This is a genomic window from Paenibacillus sp. J31P13 (genome assembly GCF_056269295.1).
The window spans coordinates 618247-639898 of the sequence record NZ_JBWDNR010000002.1; the positions used below are offsets into that span (position 1 = coordinate 618247).

At 39.0% G+C, this 21652-nt stretch carries 23 protein-coding genes; 11 read left to right on the forward strand and 12 right to left on the reverse strand.

Annotated features, from left to right (window positions below; all coding sequences use genetic code 11):
• Positions 1-93: 93 nt before the first annotated feature.
• From AC0YOD_RS09100 to AC0YOD_RS09110, 3 genes are all read right to left on the reverse strand, one after another.
• Positions 94-705 carry a methyltransferase domain-containing protein gene (locus AC0YOD_RS09100; protein WP_475798948.1) on the reverse strand — a complete coding sequence of 204 codons (612 nt, stop codon included), beginning with the start codon at positions 703-705 and terminating at the stop codon, positions 94-96.
• A gap of 222 nt (positions 706-927) precedes the next feature.
• On the reverse strand, positions 928-1449 hold the full coding sequence (gene msrA / locus AC0YOD_RS09105; protein WP_475798949.1) for a peptide-methionine (S)-S-oxide reductase MsrA: 522 nt from the start codon (positions 1447-1449) through the stop codon (positions 928-930).
• A gap of 66 nt (positions 1450-1515) precedes the next feature.
• On the reverse strand, positions 1516-2256 hold the full coding sequence (locus tag AC0YOD_RS09110; RefSeq protein WP_475798950.1) for an HAD-IIB family hydrolase: 741 nt from the start codon (positions 2254-2256) through the stop codon (positions 1516-1518).
• A gap of 95 nt (positions 2257-2351) precedes the next feature.
• Between AC0YOD_RS09110 and AC0YOD_RS09115 the strand changes: the two genes are divergently transcribed.
• The gene (locus tag AC0YOD_RS09115) at positions 2352-3041 is read left to right on the forward strand and encodes a Crp/Fnr family transcriptional regulator (protein ID WP_475798951.1); all 690 of its coding nucleotides are present in this window, start codon (positions 2352-2354) and stop codon (positions 3039-3041) included.
• 109 nt (positions 3042-3150) lie between these two features.
• Here the strand turns inward: AC0YOD_RS09115 and AC0YOD_RS09120 are convergent, their stop codons facing one another.
• Positions 3151-4389: a peptidase gene (locus AC0YOD_RS09120; protein WP_475798952.1), complete on the reverse strand. Its 1239-nt coding sequence runs from the start codon at positions 4387-4389 to the stop codon at positions 3151-3153.
• 355 nt (positions 4390-4744) lie between these two features.
• Between AC0YOD_RS09120 and AC0YOD_RS09125 the strand changes: the two genes are divergently transcribed.
• Genes AC0YOD_RS09125 through AC0YOD_RS09135 form a run of 3 tightly spaced genes read left to right on the forward strand, consistent with a single transcriptional unit; the run spans position 4745 to position 8465 of the window.
• A complete protein-coding gene (locus tag AC0YOD_RS09125; RefSeq protein ID WP_475798953.1) occupies positions 4745-5848 on the forward strand; it encodes an endospore germination permease in 1104 nt (367 codons plus the stop codon).
• A complete protein-coding gene (locus tag AC0YOD_RS09130) occupies positions 5845-7323 on the forward strand; it encodes a spore germination protein (protein ID WP_475798954.1) in 1479 nt (492 codons plus the stop codon). Before AC0YOD_RS09125 ends, AC0YOD_RS09130 begins: the two co-directional genes overlap by 4 nt.
• Before the next feature lie 14 nt (positions 7324-7337).
• On the forward strand, positions 7338-8465 hold the full coding sequence (locus AC0YOD_RS09135) for a Ger(x)C family spore germination protein (protein ID WP_475798955.1): 1128 nt from the start codon (positions 7338-7340) through the stop codon (positions 8463-8465).
• Positions 8466-8565: 100 nt separating this feature from the next.
• Here the strand turns inward: AC0YOD_RS09135 and AC0YOD_RS09140 are convergent, their stop codons facing one another.
• Entirely contained in the window at positions 8566-8862 is a 297-nt protein-coding gene (locus AC0YOD_RS09140; RefSeq protein ID WP_475798956.1) for a putative quinol monooxygenase, read from the reverse strand.
• 361 nt (positions 8863-9223) lie between these two features.
• On the opposite strand from AC0YOD_RS09140, the gene AC0YOD_RS09145 reads away from it, so the two are divergent.
• Positions 9224-10336, forward strand: coding sequence for a peptidoglycan-binding domain-containing protein (locus AC0YOD_RS09145; RefSeq protein ID WP_475798957.1), 1113 nt, complete (start codon positions 9224-9226; stop codon positions 10334-10336).
• 195 nt (positions 10337-10531) lie between these two features.
• On the forward strand, positions 10532-10936 hold the full coding sequence (locus AC0YOD_RS09150) for a VOC family protein (protein WP_475798958.1): 405 nt from the start codon (positions 10532-10534) through the stop codon (positions 10934-10936).
• 41 nt (positions 10937-10977) lie between these two features.
• On the opposite strand, the gene AC0YOD_RS09155 is transcribed toward AC0YOD_RS09150, so the two are convergent.
• A complete protein-coding gene (locus AC0YOD_RS09155; protein WP_475798959.1) occupies positions 10978-11271 on the reverse strand; it encodes an ArsR/SmtB family transcription factor in 294 nt (97 codons plus the stop codon).
• Positions 11272-11585: 314 nt separating this feature from the next.
• Here AC0YOD_RS09155 and AC0YOD_RS09160 point away from each other — a divergent pair, with 314 nt between their 5' ends.
• The 3 genes from AC0YOD_RS09160 (at position 11586) to AC0YOD_RS09170 (ending at position 14759) form a co-directional block, all read left to right on the forward strand.
• Positions 11586-12062, forward strand: a complete 477-nt coding sequence (locus AC0YOD_RS09160; RefSeq protein ID WP_475798960.1) for a GNAT family N-acetyltransferase — start codon at positions 11586-11588, stop codon at positions 12060-12062.
• An 85-nt stretch (positions 12063-12147) separates the two neighbouring features.
• Complete coding sequence (locus tag AC0YOD_RS09165) at positions 12148-14211, forward strand: TolB-like translocation protein (protein WP_475798961.1); 2064 nt, start codon at positions 12148-12150, stop codon at positions 14209-14211.
• A gap of 29 nt (positions 14212-14240) precedes the next feature.
• Positions 14241-14759: a hypothetical protein gene (locus tag AC0YOD_RS09170; RefSeq protein WP_475798962.1), complete on the forward strand. Its 519-nt coding sequence runs from the start codon at positions 14241-14243 to the stop codon at positions 14757-14759.
• A 38-nt stretch (positions 14760-14797) separates the two neighbouring features.
• Here AC0YOD_RS09170 and AC0YOD_RS09175 read toward each other — a convergent pair whose 3' ends face one another.
• Both AC0YOD_RS09175 and AC0YOD_RS09180 read right to left on the reverse strand, forming a co-directional pair.
• Positions 14798-15037 (reverse strand): potassium channel family protein, encoded by a 240-nt coding sequence (locus AC0YOD_RS09175; RefSeq protein WP_475799333.1) that lies wholly within the window; start codon positions 15035-15037, stop codon positions 14798-14800.
• A gap of 164 nt (positions 15038-15201) precedes the next feature.
• Positions 15202-15969 (reverse strand): class I SAM-dependent methyltransferase, encoded by a 768-nt coding sequence (locus tag AC0YOD_RS09180; RefSeq protein ID WP_475798963.1) that lies wholly within the window; start codon positions 15967-15969, stop codon positions 15202-15204.
• A 287-nt stretch (positions 15970-16256) separates the two neighbouring features.
• On the opposite strand from AC0YOD_RS09180, the gene AC0YOD_RS09185 reads away from it, so the two are divergent.
• Positions 16257-16604 carry an antibiotic biosynthesis monooxygenase gene (locus AC0YOD_RS09185; RefSeq protein ID WP_475798964.1) on the forward strand — a complete coding sequence of 116 codons (348 nt, stop codon included), beginning with the start codon at positions 16257-16259 and terminating at the stop codon, positions 16602-16604.
• Between the two features lie 56 nt (positions 16605-16660).
• Here the strand turns inward: AC0YOD_RS09185 and AC0YOD_RS09190 are convergent, their stop codons facing one another.
• The 4 genes from AC0YOD_RS09190 to AC0YOD_RS09205 all read right to left on the reverse strand — a co-directional run bounded on the left by AC0YOD_RS09190 (position 16661) and on the right by AC0YOD_RS09205 (position 19409).
• Complete coding sequence (locus AC0YOD_RS09190) at positions 16661-17137, reverse strand: hypothetical protein (protein WP_475798965.1); 477 nt, start codon at positions 17135-17137, stop codon at positions 16661-16663.
• Between the two features lie 245 nt (positions 17138-17382).
• Entirely contained in the window at positions 17383-17505 is a 123-nt protein-coding gene (locus AC0YOD_RS09195) for a YjcZ family sporulation protein (RefSeq protein WP_475798966.1), read from the reverse strand.
• A gap of 126 nt (positions 17506-17631) precedes the next feature.
• Positions 17632-19053 (reverse strand): M56 family metallopeptidase, encoded by a 1422-nt coding sequence (locus AC0YOD_RS09200; protein ID WP_475798967.1) that lies wholly within the window; start codon positions 19051-19053, stop codon positions 17632-17634.
• Positions 19050-19409, reverse strand: coding sequence for a BlaI/MecI/CopY family transcriptional regulator (locus AC0YOD_RS09205; RefSeq protein WP_475798968.1), 360 nt, complete (start codon positions 19407-19409; stop codon positions 19050-19052). Before AC0YOD_RS09205 ends, AC0YOD_RS09200 begins: the two co-directional genes overlap by 4 nt.
• 374 nt (positions 19410-19783) lie before the next feature.
• Here AC0YOD_RS09205 and AC0YOD_RS09210 point away from each other — a divergent pair, with 374 nt between their 5' ends.
• On the forward strand, positions 19784-21646 hold the full coding sequence (locus tag AC0YOD_RS09210) for an assimilatory sulfite reductase (NADPH) flavoprotein subunit (RefSeq protein ID WP_475798969.1): 1863 nt from the start codon (positions 19784-19786) through the stop codon (positions 21644-21646).
• Positions 21647-21652 lie beyond the last annotated feature (6 nt).

Below are 21652 nucleotides of genomic sequence, written 5' to 3' on the forward strand. Positions count from 1 at the left end.
ATAAGCAATATTACTATTTAGTGCTACATATGCCATCAATAGAAATGAAAAGCTTAACGAAATCAGATATCATACGAATGCAGGCTCTCTCATTCAGCTCTTATGCAGAATAATAAAGCTTGCGGATGATAGATGCTTATATTTTTGTTCGATTATTTGCGTAATTTTATAATCGTTATATGCCTCCAAATGCTGGATAATATCTCTGTCCTGAATCATGGGTACAATGTCGGGCTCGTCGGAGCCTGTAATTCGTGTGTATAAAATGACATGGTTGGCATTGCACGAGAAAATGTCGTCTAACGTTTTGTGGAAATCATTAGGATCTGTAATATGGTACAAGACATCCAAACAGACGACGAGATCGCAAGTTAGAAATCCTTTGTTTACAAAATGACTAGGATTGTAGGTCAGAAAGCTTTTGGAGTCATCTCCGGCAAACTTTTTTGTGCACACCTCAATAGAAGAGTTAGCTACATCTAAGCCTAAATATTGTTCATAGCTCATGAGGGAGATTTGGTTGCCGTCGCCGCAACCGAATTCAATTACTTTTTGGACGCCATTATTGCTTATGAAAGAATTGATTACCTCTGCTTTAAAATCAGCCAGCACACCATAGGATCCACTGCCGGATGTGCCGCCTTGGGCATAATTATTCTCCCAATACGTCTTATAATCAAATGGTGTCTTTTGCTCTTCAGTCATGTTGTTACTTCGCCTCCTCTTTGATTTTTCATTAGCATCCACCATTATATGTAGGACGACTATCACGAGAACCAGTAAAATCTAGATAAAGTAAAATACAGGAATCCTATGCGGTAACGTATAGGAATGAATAACAAAAGAGCTGTCAGAAATTCGACAGCTATTTGTTTGAAAAATTTTACAAGTGTAAATTAATTAGAGTGCTCCAGTAGCGGTGGGAATTTATTTGGACCAGTATTTTTCAATAATTTCATCACGGCCAGAATAAACTCTGGACTCTTTATAAAATTTCGGGTTTTTGCGGTGATAGTTCTGGTGGTATTCCTCAGCTGGGTAAAATACTTCTGCTTCCTGAATTTCTGTTACGATTGGTTTGTCAAAACGACCGCTCTTGCCTAACTCTTCCTTAGAGTGAATGGCAAGCTGGCGTTGTTCTTCATTATGATAAAAAATGGCAGCACGATATTGGCTCTTGCGATCATTACCTTGACCAATAGCATCTGTAGGATCGATCTGCGGCCAATAGAGCTCCAGCAGCATTTCATAAGGGAAGATCTCCGGATCAAAAGTAATTTGCACCACTTCCAAATGTCCAGTTTCTCCTGTCAATACTTGCTCGTAAGTGGGATTCTCTAGCGTTCCACCCATATAACCGGACAGAATGCCATGAATGCCTGGTTGTTCTTCAAATGGACTTACCATGCACCAGAAGCACCCTCCAGCAAACGTTGCTTTTTGTTCCATGTGTTTTCCCCATTTCCTCGTCAATCTTGTGTAAGACTAAATTATAATTCTCATTTTTCTATTCGTCTAGTGAACGGATAATAAGCTTTTTATTTTTTGAACAATATGATTTTCGTCAGCTAGTAATTGCTCAGATGCAAACTTGGATAATTCCGTATGATTCCCTATCATAATAGATTGGTAAGCATGCTGAAACATGGTAATATCATTTGCATCGTTTCCGAAAGCGATAAAGGTACGATCTTCTAAACCGAGTTTTTGCAAACCATTCCATTTATCTATTCCTTTTGGACTGATATCGAGAATATTCTCATTACCATGTTTATGTACTACAATGGGTAATGCCATCAGCTCATCAAGCACTAAAGGATGATTGGTAATATCCAATAAAACTATTTTAATAATTTTGTTTATAGAGGATAGTGACACATTATTTGCTCTCCTATCTGGATCAACATTTCTTTTTATAGGATGGTTATCGCTTCCCGTATAAGAGTAGTCCCATTCGCCATCAAGTAAATACTCCAAACCGTGAAGTTTAATTAATGCTAGCATTTTTTCTACCACATTATCATCAAAATGAACGGTTGAAATGATATGACCATTTTTTGCAATGATAGCGCCGTTTCCTCCAACCATCGGGTAGTTGTGCATGTGCGAAGGTAAAACTGGTAAAATATCACGAATAGGGCGAGCTGAAGCGAAAATCACTTCAATATCTTGTTGAATCAATTCATCCAGTGCTTTTATAATTACTGGGCTTAATGGCTTTCCTTGAAAGCAAATCGTACCGTCTAAATCAAACACAAATTTCAATACCCTGCACCTCTGCTGCTTTTTGTTCCATCATAGCAGTTTTAGATATAATAAGAAGGACATCGGTCTCGAAAGGAACATTTTTTATGAAAATCAATTATGACTCATCACTCTTGCATACTAAAATAAATCAATATGGAATTAATAAAATGTTTCATGCAGCAGACGTTCCGTTTGAACTACGCTTGTATGATCAGGGGGAGCTTGTTTTAAGAGAGGGGGAGCAGATGGATAACCTTCTCTTTCTAGTTGACGGTAAAGTGAAAATTTCATCAAGTATAGAGACAGGTAAAGCATTGTTATTGCGGTTTTGCGAGCCGCTTTCCATAATTGGCGATGTTGAGCTGATTCAAAAGGTCGTTGTACAATCACAAGTTGAAGCGGTTAATCAAACATTACTTATCGCAGTACCTTTTATATACATTGAAGAGCATGCAATGAATGAACCCAAGTTTTTGCAATCTTTGCTTACTCATGTTACATACAAGCTCAAGACCTGCACAGCAGCTTCGCGTGTCAACTTATTAGCTTCTGTCGAAAATCGTTTCGCAAGCTATTTACTGACAACATTAAATGCAGAACAAGAATATAGCAGAGAAATTAGGACGAAAAACACGCAAGAGATGGCAGAATTAATCGGTACGACATCAAGACATTTGAATAGAATTATTTTAAAACTTACCGAAAAAGGTATGATTCAAAAGCAGGGTGATTCGATACATGTTATAGATCGTGACAAAATGCAGAAGCTTTCGAATGGCATTCGATATGAATAAATAGAGGATTCCGTTATAACGTCCTCATTAAAAATCGCTCATTCGTATAAAAAAATCCGTTCTCAATGTGAGAACGGATTTTTTCGTTTTTACTATTACAGAAATTCTATTATTGATTTGGAATCTCTTTATTGTCATCAGAAGTAATGAGTATAAATTCAGCATTTGTGATACCTGGTATTGAAAAGGTCATAGCAGGGGAGTGGTAGGCAATAATATTCGAGCCAGCCTTCAATTCATTATTTCCACCCATCAGCGTGATCACTTTTGTTTTGTCAGAGATATTAAGAATGACATCGTTGTCTGTCGATTGGTCAGAACCTACATTGACGTAAACTTGGTCTTTGGATGTGCGATCCGAAGAAACGATTGTACCTTCAACTTTAATGGATTCCGTAGCTTTCACCACGATTTTATCCGCATGTGTTTGAGCTGGGAAGCTCATTGCCATTACTTCACCATAATAAGCATCGATATGAATATTACTTTTCAATGCGGCTTGAGTTAAGGTTTCGCCGTTTTGATCCACGATCTGCGTTTTATCATCTATCGAAAGAATAACATAATCTGTGCCGCCTTTTTCCATCGGATTTCCTACAACTGTAATTCGGTTATCTTCTATATTTGTGATAATGCCGTCAGTGCCTGGAGAATCTTCATGAACTGCCCCTGTGCTGCTTGTGTCTACCCTTACATAGTTCGTTGTTGATTGAGGCGGGAGACTGCTGGTTACTTCAGGACCATAAAATGCTTTAACACTCATTCCGGGTTCAATAGCGCTAGCTTCGATGAGTTTGCCATTTTGGTCTAGGATTTGAGCTTTAGCAGCAAAACGTAAGATTACAGTATCTTCTGCTGAAGAATAGATATCTGTGCCTTTCACGACTATTCCGCCATCAATTACTTCAGATACTTTACCATCAATACCGACGAAGCTTTGGTCTTGAACAACTAGCGTTAAGGCTTTGCCGATTGGTGGCAGGCTCCTTGTGATGTTGCCATCATAAAAGGCTTTAACGACCTTTTTATTATCCATAATTGTTTTTAATGCTACTGTTTTACCTTTGGAATCAATAATTTTAGTGTCCTTGGTGATAGAGAGTATGATTTGGCTTTGATCCGATGGCGCAAGTCCCCGACCTGTAACCGTAATGAATTTTCCTGTTTTATCGTTCACAAATTCTGTAATCTGACCCATTGTGCCTGGGACAACCTTCGCTTGATTAACAATGATTCCTTGTCCATTATGAATCGTTGTTGGTGGAATATCCTGTGCGAAAGCGGCCATTGGAATAGCTGTCATTGCAAGAAGTGATGTTGCAGCTAACACTTTGTACATTTTTTTCATCTGTTATTCCTCCAATTTGTGACTGATTTTGTATGTAGCCTATTGTTGCTTTGTCTTACATTTTCATAGACGGTTTAATAATTGAAAATGTTGCATGTATTTTATTGGAGCATATCATCATAAAAAATATTATTTATTAGGTTGATCATGAGAAAGTAGGAAAATAATAAATAATAGAAAATTAATAATGGAATACAATGTTTATATATAATCAATCAAATAATAATAAATGCTGAAAAGTTTAGGAGAAGAAAGACGGTTGTATGGATAAAAATTTTTCCGAATTTAGAATAAAAAAATGAAAATAGTACCAAAATAATCGAGCGACTCATGAAAGCTAAAGATGTGGATGTGGATGGAATTGAATAATTCGAGCAATAAAATTACCTTCGTACAGGTATTTATGATGTTTGCTTTGATGAATGGCCTTGCCAGTCATATTATAGTAAATCCTATGATTTTGTCTGCATCGAAAAGGGATTCGTGGATCACCGTTTTAGTGACAGGTGTGTTTTTCCTTGTTTGGATTCTGCTTCTGGTTTGGCTGATGAACCGGTCTGGCTATCAAGAGTGGAAGGTGTGGCTTTCTCAAAAAGCATCTCCGTTTGTATCATGGCTTCTCGTTATACCTATATGCATTCAAATGTATTTAATTGGCGGAATGACCGTCATCCATACAGCTACCTGGCATATTACGAATTATTTACCTTCAACTCCAAAAATTTTACTTGTGATATCACTAGTGTTATTTTGCACAGCTATTTCTATGTGGGGGATTCGAGTCATCGCTATTGTTTCTGGTGTTTTGCTTCCTATTGTCGTTGTTTTAGGTATATTTGTCGGTGCCTTTAATTCGCCTATGAAGGATTATGCGCTCTTAAGACCTGTGCTGGAGCATGGATGGGGACCCGTCTTGGATGGAATGGTTTATTCAGGAGCTGGTTTTGTGGAATTAGTGGCTCTAATCTTAATTCAGCATCATTTAAAGGAAAAGATTCGAGTATGGCAGTTGCTCCTGTATGGCGTTTTCTCCATCATTATTTCCTTAGGTCCCATTATCGGTGCGATCACGGAATTTGGACCTCTAGAAGCAGCTCACCAAACGACTTCCCCATACGAACAATGGAGATTGGTGAAAGTAGGTGAATTTATTGAGCACTTGGATTTTTTATCTATTTTTCAATGGCTGTCTGGCGCTTGCATCCGGATAAGCTTGTCCGTCTTTTTGTTCGTTGAATTGCTCCCATTTCGAAACCCGAGCAGTCGTAAATGGGCTATTGCTGTGATAATGATCACTTATATTGTTCTGTCGTTGTTCCCAGTGAATGAATATACATTTTATTTGTGGATGGATCACTATTACATGCCGATTTCTCTAGCTGTTTTGTTATCTCTTTCATTCCTTTGGATGATAGTCGCCCTGTTTGTAGGATCTGCTCCCCGGGAGGAAAATACATGAATGGACAATCAGAATCAAAAACTGAAAACTGGGATGAGGAACGGCTAAAGGAGCTTTTCTCTGGTTCTTCTGATGTTCATATTCAGGCTTGCTATTTCGGAGAGGAAGAAATGCCATTAGTTGTGATGGCTTATGCAGAAGGATTGAGCCTCTCAGCCGATATCGGAAAGTTTATCTTGCCGGAGTTGAATCGTTTATTTATAAAAGAAGGATCATTTCTCGATCCCGTTTTACATTTGTCGAAATCTCTATCTATTACAGAGTTTTTAGAGGTGTCACAAGATGATTTAACTGAAACCATTTTTAATGGGAATCTTTTGCTTTTTTTCACGAGAGAAAATAAAGCGGCTTATGTGAGTATTTCTGATAAACCAATAAGACAGCCATATGAATCCAGTACAGAAATTTCTGTAAAAGGGCCAAGGGACGGTTTCATTGAAGATATTACTGTAAATATTGCCTTAATCCGAAAGCGCCTTCGGAGTACTTCTCTTCATGTAGACAACATAACGCTTGGAAGAAGAACGAGGACACGCATCGGTATACTATATTTTTATGACATCGTTAATCCTTCCATTTTGGATGATATTCGTAGTCGTTTGAGCAAAATTGATGTTGATGGAATATTAAGCATTAGTCAACTTGAGGAATTAATGACTGATTCGAAATTTAAATTATTGCCGATTATGGATTTTACAGGTAGACCGGATTATGCCGTTCAAAACTTGTTAACAGGTAGGGTTGTGATCATTGTAGACGGTCTGCCAATGGTACTAATAGCTCCAGCAGGATTGACCTTAGTTTTGAAATCACCTGAGGATGCACATTTTAACTATGCTTACGTTTCGTTTGCAAGAATCATTAGAGGAATAAGTTTAATTCTCTCTATATTTCTTCCTGCTGTTTGGGTAGCGCTTATGTCCTTTCATCAAGATCAAATCCCGTTCCAGATGATGGCGACTATATCTGTTACTAGGCTAGGATTGCCGCTTTCATCACATATGGAGATGTTTCTGTTATTAATGTTGCTCGAGATATTTAGAGAAGCAGGCGTGAGGCTTCCTAACGCAATTGGACAAACATTAACGTCAATAGGCGGGTTGATCATTGGAGATGCTGCGATTCGAGCGGGCTTAGTTTCTCCTTCTGTCGTTGTAGTGGGTGCTATTACCGCTGTTTCAGGAGTGACACTTGTGAATCAGACGCTAAGTACTCAGGTTAGCATTTTACGTTTATTCTTCTTTTTTCTATCCGCAATTCTTGGTCTGTATGGTGTCATCTTAGGGATGGTGCTGCTAATTGCATATATGGGAAATCTCAAATCGTTCGGGGTTGCCTATTTAGCACCTTTCTCACCGCTCAATCTCAAGGAAGTGATTATTTCATTTCTGAGATTGCCTTGGGCTATGATAACGAAGAGACCAGCAGTTCTGAACACGATTGACACCGACAAGATAAAGGAGGATAAGGAATGAATTTTATCCGGACGATGAGCGTGCTTCTGTGCAGTATCTTACTATTAAACGGTTGCACGAGCTTACCGGAAATTCAGAACATGGCTTATGCGACTGCCATCGGAGTTGATTTCAAAGACGGGAAATGGAACGCTTATGCTCAAATCCTTAATTTTTCGAATATCTCGCATAATGAACAATCTAATCTTGGCAAGCCCATCCCCGTTTGGGTCGGGAAGGGCGTGGGGGATACACTTGCCTTAGCGTTGACTGACATCAGTAGAACATCTCAACTTCGCTTATTCTGGGGACATGTAAAAGTTATTGTTATGACGGAAAATGTTCTAAAGAAAGGCGTAGTTGATGTATATAATGCAATTAACCGATATAGGGAAGTACGTTACAATATTTTTTTCTATGGTACGAAAAAAAATCTAACCGAAATATTGACGCAAAAATCGCTTTTGAATTTACCGCCGCTTGAAACAGTCTTGTTCACAGATAATCAGATGAGTTCATCCGCATCGACTATCTTACCCATTACAGGCAATCGTGTTATTGCGAATTTGAATGAACCCGGCGCTCCCGGAATTATTCCTTCGATTGATATTGATGCGAATAACTGGACAGAAGACACAACAAGCAAACCTATGTTTTATTTATCGGGAGCTTATTATTTTAGTGATAGTAAAATGATTGGTTGGATGTCAGAGAAAGATCTGACTGGAGTGAGATGGTCAGAAAAGCGCTTGAAGCGTATCCCTCTAGAAGTTGCAGTTGAAGGAAAGCCTGTTGCTGTTATATTGTTTTCCACGCCTAAGATGACAGTTCAATCTTTTAAAGGAAATGGAGAGACACGATTTTCTCTTAAAGTAGAAGCAAAGGGTTATATAATGGAGCTGTTGGAGGACGTCTCGATGGAAAAACTGAAAACTCAAGCAGCTGAAATGATTCGAAAAGAAATTACGGACACTTTTCATAAAGCAATTAAGCTAAAGCTTGATCCTTTTCATCTATCTCAATCACTCTACCGTTCGTCGCCTAAGGAGTTTCATCGATTGTTAGCTACCCAACCATTCCTTTTAGATAATAAATCTCTTGAAAAAGTTAAAATACAAATTAATATAATGAATACTGGTAAATATAAAGGGACGAAAAATTAAAAGAGCATGAGTTTGAAATCCGTAAAATAGTGAAAAAGCAGGTTTCCTAAGCTTAAAACGCTTGAAAACCTGCTTTTTTTTATTTAAGACATAAGAGCGATTAACGATTGACTGCTTCTCCGGTAAATACTTTAAGCTCCATAGGAGCGGCCATAAATGTTGGTGCCTTCTGAATAAAAGCTGTAAAATGTGCGCTTGAATTATGCAATGCAGTAGCCTCCATGTCTTTCCAAAGCTCAACCATAGTGTAATGAAATGCTTGCTCCGTATTTTTCAAGAGATCATAGCTGATATTTCCAGCTTCTGCTCTTGATTCATGAAGCAACGTTTTTATTTCTTTTAAAAATGCTTGTTCTTGTTCAGGTTTAACTTGAAGGTTTGCATGAATAATAATCAATGGAATCATCCTTTGTGATGTATTTTCGTGATGTAGATACTCAGATTTGGAGGAGTATTGAAAAATAAGTAGGATACCTATCTAATTAATGATAGTACGAAATGAACAGACTTGCAATGCTAAGAATATTTTACCTGTTACTACAATCATCTGTTTACACCCTCATCATCTGATATGAACTGTACCAATATATTCCCCGTTATTGAATCAACCTCCTATTTCATCATGGTTTTTAAACGAAATCTTGATTCGAAAATATATAGCAGAATATGAATCCTTGAAAAAAAAGTATTGAAAATTAAAAATGTGGGATAGTAAACGGGTAATTAAAAAAATGAACATATAGGAAGGTGTAATTTGCATGCAAGAGAACAATGGGGCAACTGATAAGAATGAAAAAAGCAAAAAGAAGGTCTGGTTTGCTGCAAAGTACATAGGCTTAGCGCTGCTTGCGTTAATGCTGATGACCAGTATGCCTCAAACAGGGCTGGCTGTTGGTAAGGGAGCAAAAGGACCAGATGTTTACGTGATCCAAGGAATGCTGAAATCGTTAGGTAGTTACTCTGGCCCAATAGATGGTCGCTATAACGCCCAAACGGTTCGCGGAGTGAAATATTATCAAAAGACACACTCGTTACCAGTAACGGGTTCTGTGGACGCAGTTACGCTTAATTCCATTTCTACGTCATATTCGACGTTAAAAGCAGGGAATAAAGCACGTAGCCAAGCGAAGAAGTGGAAAGGTAATGCGAAGAGTGGCGGAGCTGGTAACGGCGCAGGCGGCGGAGCTGGTAACGGCGCAGGCGGCGGAGCTGGTGGCGGCGCAGGCGGCGGAACTGGTGGCGGCGCAGGCGGCGGAGCTGGTGGCGGTGCAGGCGGCGGAGCTGGTGGCGGAGCTGGTGGCGGTGCAGGCGGCGGAGCTGGTGGCGGCGCAGGCGGCGGAGCTGGTGGCGGCGCAGGCGGCGGAACTGGTGGCGGCGCAGGCGGCGGAACTGGTGGCGGCGCAGGCGGCGGAACTGGTGGCGGCGCAGGCGGCGGAACTGGTGGCGGTGCAGGCGGCGGAGCTGGTGGCGGTGCAGGCGGCGGTAAAGGCGGCGGTATTGGCGGTGGCCAAATCGGCAACCAAGGTAAGGGCGGCGGCCAAATCGGCAACGAAGGTAAGGGCGGCGGCCAAATTGGCAACCAAGGCAAGGGTGGCGGCCAAATCGGCAACCAAGGCAAGGGTGGCGGTCAAATCGGCAACCAAGGCAAAGGTGGCGGTCAAATCGGCAACCAAGGTAATGGCGGTGGCCAAATCGGTAACCAAGGTAAAGGCGGAGCTAATTCTGGCAACCAAGGTAAAGGCGGTGGTCAAACCGGCAACCAAAACAATGGTGGACCGAATTCAGGAAATCAAGGTAACAACAGCCCAATTGGCAACCAAGGCAAAAGCGGTAAATCCGGAAATGAAAATTTCGGTAAAGGCCAACAATAGGCTCAGTATATAAGTAAATAGTTGATTAAAGAGGACCTGATATTTTGAGGTCCTCTTTTTTCTTCTAGATGGGGGGTTGAATATCTCCTTTTTAAACGTAATGGGGATCTATTTAAATTGAAATTGATTATCGATTGAAGTCAAAGTAGTATTAAAAATATGGAAATTGATAAAAAAATGAGGAGTTGAATTTACATGGGCAATACGAATCAAAAAATTACTACTTTTTTAATGTTCGAAGGCAAGGCCGAAGAGGCAATGAATTTCTATACTTCTATATTTGACCAGTCAGAAATTATTAGTATTAAACGTTATGGATCTAACGAAGCAGGTGTCGAAGGTACGGTTATACAAGCACTTTTTTCTCTACATGGACAAGTATTCATGTGTATAGATAGTTACGTTAAGCATGGCTTTACTTTTACTCCAGCTATATCACTTTTTGTAACTTGCGATACAGAAGTTGAGATAAATAATGCTTATGACAGATTGTCTGAGGATGGTGCAGTCTTAATGCCATTAGCAGCATATCCTCATTCAGAAAAGTTTGGCTGGGTTCAAGATAGATATGGTGTTTCATGGCAATTAAGTCTTAAATAATTAAATGGTCCCGTGAACGGTAATGAAAAGCAAAGTCATTGTTAGAAAGCCTTCTGTTTAGTGGAAGGGAGTATAGCTAATATACCATGAAGATAAGGTTTATCATCTGTATTTAAAGAATAAAAGGTCCACTGGGCGCGTCGTGTCTCTTTGACAAGACCGCCTATTTTTAATTTTCTTAAATGCTGGCTTACATTGGGCTGTGTCATTTCTAGACGAGTAACAATATCGCAAACACACATTTCTTTTTCATTTAATAAAGAAAGAATAGTAAGGCGAGTCTTATCTGAAAGCAGCTTCATAATTTCTGCTAGAGAATCTGTAGATTCTAGCATTTTAAATTCCTCCTTTTTATGTAAAAATAACTATATATTGTAATACTAATTGAGTTGTTTAATAAATACTTCAAGAATCATTATAGCTTCTTTTAAAGCATAAGAAAAGTAATATATAAGCATTTACTTATATGTTTTTCAAAATCAAATTCGGTTGTTAACGCGGAGTAGGGCATTCGTTCGCGATCACACCCTCCTTTTTAAACAGATTTGCAACAAAGAATATTCATATTATGGTATTTTTTGATTTGTAATGATTATTAAGACTTAATACAACCCAAGCCCTAAAAATAGAAGGAGAAGGATGATGTGAAATGAATATGACGATTCAGAGAGCGACTGTAGATGAAGCAGAGGAGATACTTACCATTCAACAACTGTCATATCAGAGCGAAGCTGAAATATATAATGATTTTTTTATTGAGCCGCTTGTTCAGACTTTGGGGGATGTTAAAGATCAGTTTAAAGAGCATGTTTTTTTCAAAGCTATGATTGGGGGGATTCTTGTTGGCTCTGTCAGAGGACGATTAGAAAAAGGGGTTTGTTATATCGGAAAATTAATCGTTCATCCTGATTATCAGAATAGGGGGATAGGTAAAAAATTAATGCTGGAGATTGAGCTTTTTTTCAATTCCTGTTTGAAGTATGAGCTGTTTACGGGAGATAAAAGTGAAAAGAATCTTCATGTTTATGAGAAAATGGGCTATCAGGTATTTAAGACAAAACAAATCAATGATCATCTGAGTCTCGTTTTTATGGAAAAGCATAACCAACAAAAAGAGTTTAGGTAAAATGTGCAACTACATCTCTCTTGCTGAAACCTTTTCTAATTTGAAACAGTCTATATAGCAAATAGTGGAAATAGGTGGTCGTATGTTGAAAAAGATGCAGCTTGCAGTTTGTTTTATTTTACTGTTTTTGATCCTGGCATGCTCGAACAATCAAGAGTCCACTCCGCGATCAACGACAACGATAGATGACACAAAAATTATTGCTGAAGCTGAGATTGACTATGATAGGAACGGAGTTATGGAAAACCTCTACGTTCGACTGGTAGCAGGCGAGTTAAAAGAAGAATCAGAACCTGGACCTAACATGGGGAAAAACTGGGAAGGTACCTTTCGACTTGAACTGGTTGCGCATGATGGAAGTCTTGTTCATACGTTGGACTTAAATCCGACATTCGGAGGCGGAACTCTGCTTTTCTCTCAAGACCGAGATTTTGATATTTCTTTCGAGGACTACAATAATGACGGATACATGGATTTTTCAATTGGTCAATATTTTACATCGAATGGATTTGTTTATAATTTATACTCGCTTTTGCCTGATGGAATAAATGTTATTCATAAGAACTTATTTTCTGCTAATAGCGATTACTCCATCCTTTTTGAGAAAGCAGGCCATACTTCTTTCAGAAATAGATATTACGACATGGAAAAAGGAAAAGATATGGATACTCTTTTTACATGGCAGGGTGATCAGTTTGTGCGGACGGAGTGTGAGGGATGCGGGATGACAACCGGAAACAGCACAGGAACAGAATCAGGTTTAGAAACGTTGAAATTGAACGTGAAAAAAACGAATGATGGGTTCTTCGTGTCGAGCAGTGAAATCGAGGGACTCCATGTATCCCAAACATTGCTTTCTCCTTCCATTGATGGAACTTCATATGCTGTTCATATTATTCGTACGTATACGGGTGATCCCCAGATAATCTTGAGGAGGGACGCTGTTATAGTAAATCCAAAAACAGCTGAATTTCACGCTTTTCCATTATACAATGCACAGGTTAAAGATAGTTATGGAGCGGATTCGATTGCGATTGCATACGGATTTATTGATGATGCACATCTGTTATACGTATCCGTTGTGAATGATGCTAAGCGTACGGATGGATATTATTATCGGGTCGAGAAATTGAATATTATGAGTGGTGAAACGACGATCCTGATTCCTGAAATCCCCAATGCAAAGACAACTGAATATTTTGCTCCGGGTTGGTTGAACAGTTCAAAGGATACCTTGGTGTTGAATAGTTACGAGAGCGGACAATTATGGTCAATTGATCTAGTCAAAGGAGAAATCAACCGCTCACAAGAGAAATTTGATCACCCATGGCCTTTCTTTGTGATTGCCAAATCACCTGATGGTGAAAGATTTTGGTATAGTGATTATTCAAAAAAAGAATATCGTTTGCATGATAAAACAGGACGTTCATTATCGAAAATTAGCTTTGGTGAAGGGTTTGAACAATATCCTGCATTCCAATGGAGCCCAAATAGTCAGTATGTGGCGAACCAAGATACGATAGAGAAAAACGAAGATCATATTATTAATGATGACGGCGAAGCATATATTATAGCGCCGAAACGAATTCGTTTCTATGGACGAGATGGTGAATGGATTCGAACGTTACAGGGAGGAAAGAGTAAGGACAACAAATCTAACCGGTATATTGAAATTGCAGGCTGGCTCGATAATGAGGATGATGTTGTTCTCCTGCATGAGTATGAATTGGATCGAAGTACAGCGACGGATCCGAAAAAAGCAAATTCGAGCTATCAATTATTGTATGTTAAATCAGGTAAAACTCAGCTTTTACAGATTGCGACGGCATCAATAGACTTGACTAACACTACTCCGGCTCGTATAAGTCTAACAAACAGCGGAACTGATCGAAGACTATATACGATTGATAAAAAAAGAAACCTGCTTATTATAATATCGGAGAATGGGAGTTGGCTGCCAGAACAGAACGATAAACATTATGATTGGGTGACCACGATGAGTGGAATGGAAGGAACGGTTTTCCATCATTTCAATCCGGAAACGGGACAGAACATAGATAAAGTTCTCTATGAGGGTGCTGAAGACATTCATACAATTGAAACAGAATGGTTAGTATGGGGCAACATGCAATATTTTGAATTGAAATAAAGGACATGAGAGCGAGAGGGATTCCACGAATGATGAAAACTAAAATGAGATTATACAACATATTCTTATTATTAGCCGTAGTTATGTTAATTGCAAATGATAATGGAATAAAGCTCAATGACGGTGATCAGCTTATTTCTGAAAAAATGAATGAAGAAATTTCAAATTATATAATTCAAAAATACTCTTCCATATATACGGACAAAGAAAAGCTATTCGAAGTCCATAAAATATATGGTACAGGAAAATCGAATGATAGGATTACGGTCTATATGTATTCCTATTTTGGTGGCTTTATTAAGTCAACGGGTTTAGAAAATCAAGCAGGGCATTCATTGCCTGCTGTCATTCGCCTGCAGAAAAAGTCAGATGGATATTCGGTGACTGAGTACACGGAAGCTAAGGATGGGACGCTCTATCAATCTTCATTGAAAAAAATGTTCCCTAAAAAATTCTTGGAAATGGCACAGCAAGATACAGGGAATATAAGCGATTTACATAAAGAGATGGAGAATAAAGTGAAACAATGGTTGGCTATAGAAAAATAAAACACCCCGACGGGGGTGTTTTTTTATCTTTATTGATATTATTTTTTTTCTTTGTCCTCTGGTTCTTTAATTAATGAGTAAGCGATATGTCCGATCATACCTAGAAACAGCCCAGTACCCACTATAATATATGCCATTGTAAATACTTTTCCCATAGTCGTCTGAGGTTCAAAGCTTGAATTCCCTACCGTACTAAGTGTAGTCACGCAAAAGTACAATGCATCAATTACAGTAAGACCTTCTTGCTTCACATAAAAGAGAGTGCCGGAAAATAACATGATCAATACTAATACAACCAAGGCAAGTTAATGATAATTAGAGAATAAGTTTAGCATCCAAGCAGGACATAACCAACTTATAGAAGTTGGAGCGTACGTAAAATCATTTATGAAAAAGAACTGCTAGAAGAGAAGACTTCTAGCAGTTCTTTTTTAAGATCATATTATTTTTTATAGGCCTCATATATATATTTTTGGTTTCCGTTATTAGGAGCGACACCATATTCAAAATCAGCGGATAGCATAATATCTGAAAAACCAATGCTTTCTAAAATGAGCTTGAATTCTTCGATGCCGTACCAACGAAGAGCAAAATGCTGTAATTCGGTCCCAATAAGCGCACCATTTCGCCATTTCTCGTATTTCAAATAGGAAACCTTATATTGTTGATATAGATCAGCCTCTGCAAGTTTACTCTCCATCGTGATTATATCTCCGTTAGGAAGATGGTATGTTGAGGCTCCGACATATTTTCCAACCTCGAAATTAGTATCAGGTAGGAAAATATCTAGAATTAGACGGCCGCCAGGTTGGAGATGATCATATAATCTTCTTAATGCCTGAAGCGATTGCTGACGCGTTTCTATTAGCAAAAAAGATCCGCCAGGAATAATAATGGCTTCATATTTCCGTGGAAGGGCCAGCTCCTGCAAATTTGATTGAAATAAAGCGGCTTCTAATCCTCTTTCCTTTAAGCGCTGACGACATGATTGAAGCATATGCTCGGAGTAATCGACTCCATCTACGTCTAGACCGGCTTCCAATAGAGGAATGATAATGCGTCCAGAGCCAACCATTGCTTCCAATATAGGTCCTTTACATGACAATAGTCTATCACGATAGTATTCTAAATCTCCGCCGAAAGAATCGCCTACTTTTTTGGTGAGGTCATAGACCTCTGTGCAAAGTTCACCATAGTAACTAAAAGACATTTGTATTTCCCTCCGTAAAATAAATGTATTACGGAAGAGATTTCACTCTATTATCCCTTCCGTACCTTAATAATGGATAAATGGGATGTGCATTTTTGCATGAGAATCACTCACTTTCAATTTTATTAATTTCAATTATACATAATGGTAAATTTTATTTCAATTAGAATATAATTACTTCATATTTGTGATCGTTGAGGTTGAAATAGAGTTCTAAATCATTTGACAATGAGAATCGTTATCGATATAGTTGAATTAAAACAATAACCTGTATAGGAGGCAACGTCTTGTTCATTCAAATGAGAACGATAGTTGTTGAAAAGGGTAACGCGGAGCAGGTTGTAGAGAGATTCAGCAAGGAAGGCTATGTAGATGGTAAAGAAGGCCTCATTGATATTACCGTTATGGTGAATAGAAGAGCGAAGGAATCCGAAGAAATAGTGGTTATGATTCGATGGGAATCAGAAACCGCATGGAAAAACTGGGAAAAGGATCCTGTGCATATTGCAGGCCATCGTAATAAAAAAGACGAGAAGAAACCGGAATATATTATAGATTCATCAGTGAAAATGTTTGATGTGAAAAAAGTAAAACAAGGTACTTTCGGAAAAGAAAGCGAAGGAAGTGTCGTTTAAGTGCTATTAGAAATACGAAAACCGCTGGAATTTCCAGCGGTTTTCGTATTTTAATATCAGTAAGAATAGAAGTTTTTCCAGAGATCCTTGGAATCAAAACAAGAATCATCCCATGGTTTATCAGGTTTATCTTTTTTGTTGCATAAATCTTTGATCCAATCAAACCAATCCTTTTTGTCCGAATGATTGTTGTTGTTGTTGTTGTTGTTGTTGTTGTTGTTGTTGTTGTTGTTGTTGTTGTTGTTGTTGTTGTGATTATTATTGCCGTTGTTGTTACTGTTATTATTACCATTGTTGTTATTATTGTGGTTTCCGTTATTGCTATTACTGTTGCTGTTATTATTGCCGTTGTTATTTTTAGAATCATTCGCTTGGCTGCCTTTTGTGATGCTTGAAAAAAATGAAGCGATGCTAGTAAAAAAACCTTTTTTATTTTCAGAATCAGAATCTTTTGATGAAGCAAAAGCAGAAGTCGGGAGCATTACTACGCTAATGAAAAGAGCTAGACATATTATTTTTTTATATTTGGACATGACATCAACACCCCCTGCCAATCCCTTATAGAGAACTATTATGTTCTTTAAAGAGAATTTTATAATAAATTTGACTTATTGTAAACGAGAATTTTTAAGACATTTGACCTTAATAGATACCCCATACGGGCAAAAACACTTTTTATAGAAAACGCAAAAGACCCATTACTGGGTCTTTTGAAGGAATCATATTTGATGGGATTCTAGCTGTCTGAACGCATGGAGGTTACGTCTCTAACGCTATATTAGTAGCCTTTACCGTAGCCGCCGCCAAAAATTCCACAACTACATGCGATAATTACCAATAGGATGAAAAGAACCAGAATGATACCAGTGTTATTAAAAGCTCCACCAACGTATCCTGACATTTTCATTGCACCTCCTTACTTGTTGAGTACAATGTATTTTATGCGGAGGTGTTCGTCTATGATTGGGTATTTGTACCTGATCTATTTAATCCGGGTCAAATGCCTAATAAGGTGAAATGAGCTCATTTATTTAACGACAGGATGCATATTGTTTAATCGATTAATCAGATCTTTAAGCGATTTCTCGCTAACCGCGAACCCACGAGCATCGCCTCCGATGCTTTCCTCGATTTCTTTCCTTGTATAACTAATCCCGGCGTATATTTGATCTCCTATTGTATTGATATCGGATTGCATATAATTAATTTGATCCACGTTATCGATAAGGCTAAAGAGCAGTGCAGCATGCTTAAAAGAGATGTTCCCATTTAAGGGATCAGTTTGGATCAGTGAAGGATTCATTCCTTTGAAATTTATAGTTATTTCATAAGGTGATTTAGCAGTTTGCAGCTCAACTGATTGGCGAACCAATGCTTTATCCCAAGGAAGGGTGTCAATGAGGGCAACAACTTTACTGTTATCGCCGACATACTGTGTTTTATTTGCCATTAAAACCTTCGTATCATAAGTGGAAAGAGACTGTATATCTGCTAATGGATTGATTTTTGGATTAGCAGAAAATCCCACAATTAGAGCGAAAGTAACAACGGTTGTTACCGAAATTACAAGGAAAGTTGGCTTCTTATAGGACAATATATTTTTAATTCGTGATTTAATACTGCTCTCGCCGAAGGCAAGCGGACTTCCCCGCAGTAAGCCCCTTTCATTAACGGAAAGTGATAGAAGGGAATGGGAATAACTTCTTTTGATATGGCTGCCCATTTTTTTGACGACATGCTCATCACAAGACATCTCCATATCCTTGCTCATTAGAACAAAGGTAAGCCACATGATCGGATTAAACCAATGAATGATAAGAAGAAGGAAGGCAATAGGTTTTATAAGGTAATCCAGTCTTCTGATATGTGTTTGCTCATGCTCCAAAATATAAGCAAGCTCATGTTGGCTTATCCCTGTAGGGATATATATTTTAGGCTTTATTAGCCCGCATACGAATGGTGAAGCAATATGATCTGTTTCAAAAACATTATTTTTCACAAGAGTAGCTGTTTTTACTTTATTTATTACGTTTAGATAGGAGACACCGCTGTAAATGATTAAGACGAGTATGCCTATGATCCAGATTAAGCTGGAGAAGGACAATATGGCTTGTACGGGATTTACACTGAATTGCGGTGTAGCAGGCGGAAGAGATGAACGAATATTTAATCCAATATCTATAGCAGGGTATTGAATGAAACCGATATTGGAAGGGATATAAGCCATTTCACCTCTGCTTGCTTGAACGCTTGGATGTAGAAATTGCAGAAAGCTAAAGGCAGAACTGAAGCTAAAAGGGAAGGTAAGCCTAATAAGTACCGCTGACCATAATACATATGAGAAGATTTTGGGCAGCTTTCTAAAAAGAAACCGAATTACGATAATAGCGAGTGCAACATAGCTTGCTGTAATGCTCATATTGAGCACAGTAATGAATAGGTTTGTCATTTCGTTGCCTCCTCAATAATGCGCTTCAATTCTTTAGCCTCCTTTTGAGATATTTTCCTGTCCCCCAAAAACGCGGTTAAAAACTGTGGCAATGAGCCGTTAAATGCTTTTTCCATTACCGTCTGGCTTTCATACTTTTGTGCTTCTTCCTTTTTGATAATGGCTGAAACAATTGCATCTTCGTTTCTTAATATTCCTCGCTCACAAAGCTTCCGTAATACCGTATAAGTCGTCGACTTTTTCCATCCAAGCTTCTCCAAACAAAGTTTCACTAGCTCAGTTGAATTGATGGGCTCATTGTCCCATATAAGACTTGCAAATTTATATTCCGCATCAAATAATTTATAGGGCTCCATTGCTGATTTCCTCCTTAGAGTTTACTCTAATAAACCTTATGGAATTGAGTTTATCCCAATAAACCTCCTTTGTCAATTTGAGTGGTGGAGATAGATTAAATTTGGTCATTTTCCGAAGTGAACGAGACAAACGGACTATCATTTTTTCTAATAGATATCATCATTATTTGTAATGAAATTACGTAAAACAGGGTGAAATACCCCGAATTATAGTCGAAATTGTGTATTTTTCATAATTATGGCTTATAAAGAAACAATGAGGAGAAATATCTGCATTGATCGTTTGCATATATTGTGTTAGTTTGATATTCGACAAACAATATAATGAAGCTAATGAAATGAAAAGATTTTATGTTTATGAGAGGTGGATTTTGTTGCAACTTCAAGTAACGAACAGTCCCTTTAATCAGGAGCAAGTTGAACTATTAAATCGTATTCTACCGTCACTAACTGACACGCAACAAATTTGGCTTTGCGGGTATTTGTCCGCTGTACAAAGATCAGCTGCCATTATGCCCATTGGTATGGATCAGCAAGCTGCATCCGCAGCAGTAGTTGTAGCAGAAGCGATCACTACAAACGCGCTGCCAGCTGCTTCACGTGAAGTTACGATTCTCTTTGGCTCTCAAACAGGTAATTGCCAGCGACTGGCAGGAAGCTTATCACGCAAGCTCGAAGAGCAAGGGTTTCAAGTAACGCTCTCAGCAATGAACAGCTTCAAGCCAAACAGCTTGAAGAAGATTGAAAATTTGCTGATATTGGCGAGTACGCATGGAGAAGGAGAACCGCCTGACAATGCGATATCATTCCATGAATTCTTGTACAGCAAACGTGCGCCTCAATTAGAGAATCTATGGTTCTCCGTATTGTCATTGGGAGACACTTCCTATGAATTTTTCTGTCAAACTGGAAAAGACTTCGATCAACGTCTAGAGGAGCTTGGCGGTCAACGTCTTACTCCGCGTGTTGATTGTGACCTAGATTATGATGAGCCTGCTGCTGAATGGTTCCAGCAAGTTATAAGCTCCCTGAATAATCGCTTGCAGGCACCGGCAGCTTCCGCTTCCGTTATCGCTGGTTCTTCTGCCAATGCAGTTGCAGAACAATCAGAATACTCGCGTACAAATCCGTTCAAGGCTGAAGTACTAGCGAATATTAATCTGAACGGACGCGGCTCAGATCGGGAAACCCGTCATCTCGAGTTGTCACTTGAAGGCTCTAATTTGCAATATGAACCGGGAGATTGCTTGGGCATTTGTCCAGAGAATCACCCTGAATTGGTGGACTCACTCATTGCAGCAATGAATTGGAATGCTGATGAGTTTGTTCCAATCAATAAGAAGGGTGAAGAACGTTCCTTGCGAGAAGCGCTGATTCATCATTATGAAATCACCGTATTGACGAAGCCTTTGATGGAAGGATTTGCAAAGCTCTCATCCAATAATGAGCTTCATGAACTAGTAGCTGCTGGAAATGAGCAAGAGCTTAAGAAATTTATGGATGGGCGTGATCTTCTAGACCTCGTTCAGCAGTATTCGCCTTGGGAAGTTTCTGCTCGTGAATTTGTTTCTGTTCTGCGTAAATTGCCAGCTAGACTTTATTCTATTGCAAGCAGCTTCAAAGCTAATCCGGATGAAGTACATTTAACAATCAGATCCGTTCGCTATGAAGCTCATGGTCGTGACCGTTATGGAGTCTGCTCGGTACATTGCGCGGAGAGAGTGCAGCCGGGAGATACATTGTCGGTATACATCCAACATAACCCTAACTTCAAACTTCCAACGAATTCGGAAACACCAGTTATTATGATTGGACCTGGTACAGGTGTTGCTCCTTTCCGTGCATTCTTAGAGGAAAGAGATGAGCTTGGTGCCGAAGGAAAAACGTGGTTGTTCTACGGCGATCGCCATTTTGTTACCGACTTCCTTTATCAGACGGATTGGCAGCGGATGCTTAAGGATGGCTCACTCACACGCATGGATGTGGCATTCTCAAGGGATACGGCCGAGAAGGTATACGTTCAACAACGTTTGTTAGAGAAGGGTGCAGAAGTATTCCAGTGGCTTCAAGAAGGCGCACATGTATATGTTTGCGGTGACGAGAAGCATATGGCGCATGATGTGCAAGCTGCTCTTATTACCATTCTTGAACGTGAAGGCGGCATGAGTCGTGATGCAGCTTCGGCGTATCTTGCCGATATGCAGCAACAGCAGCGCTATCAGCGTGACGTGTACTAATAGAGA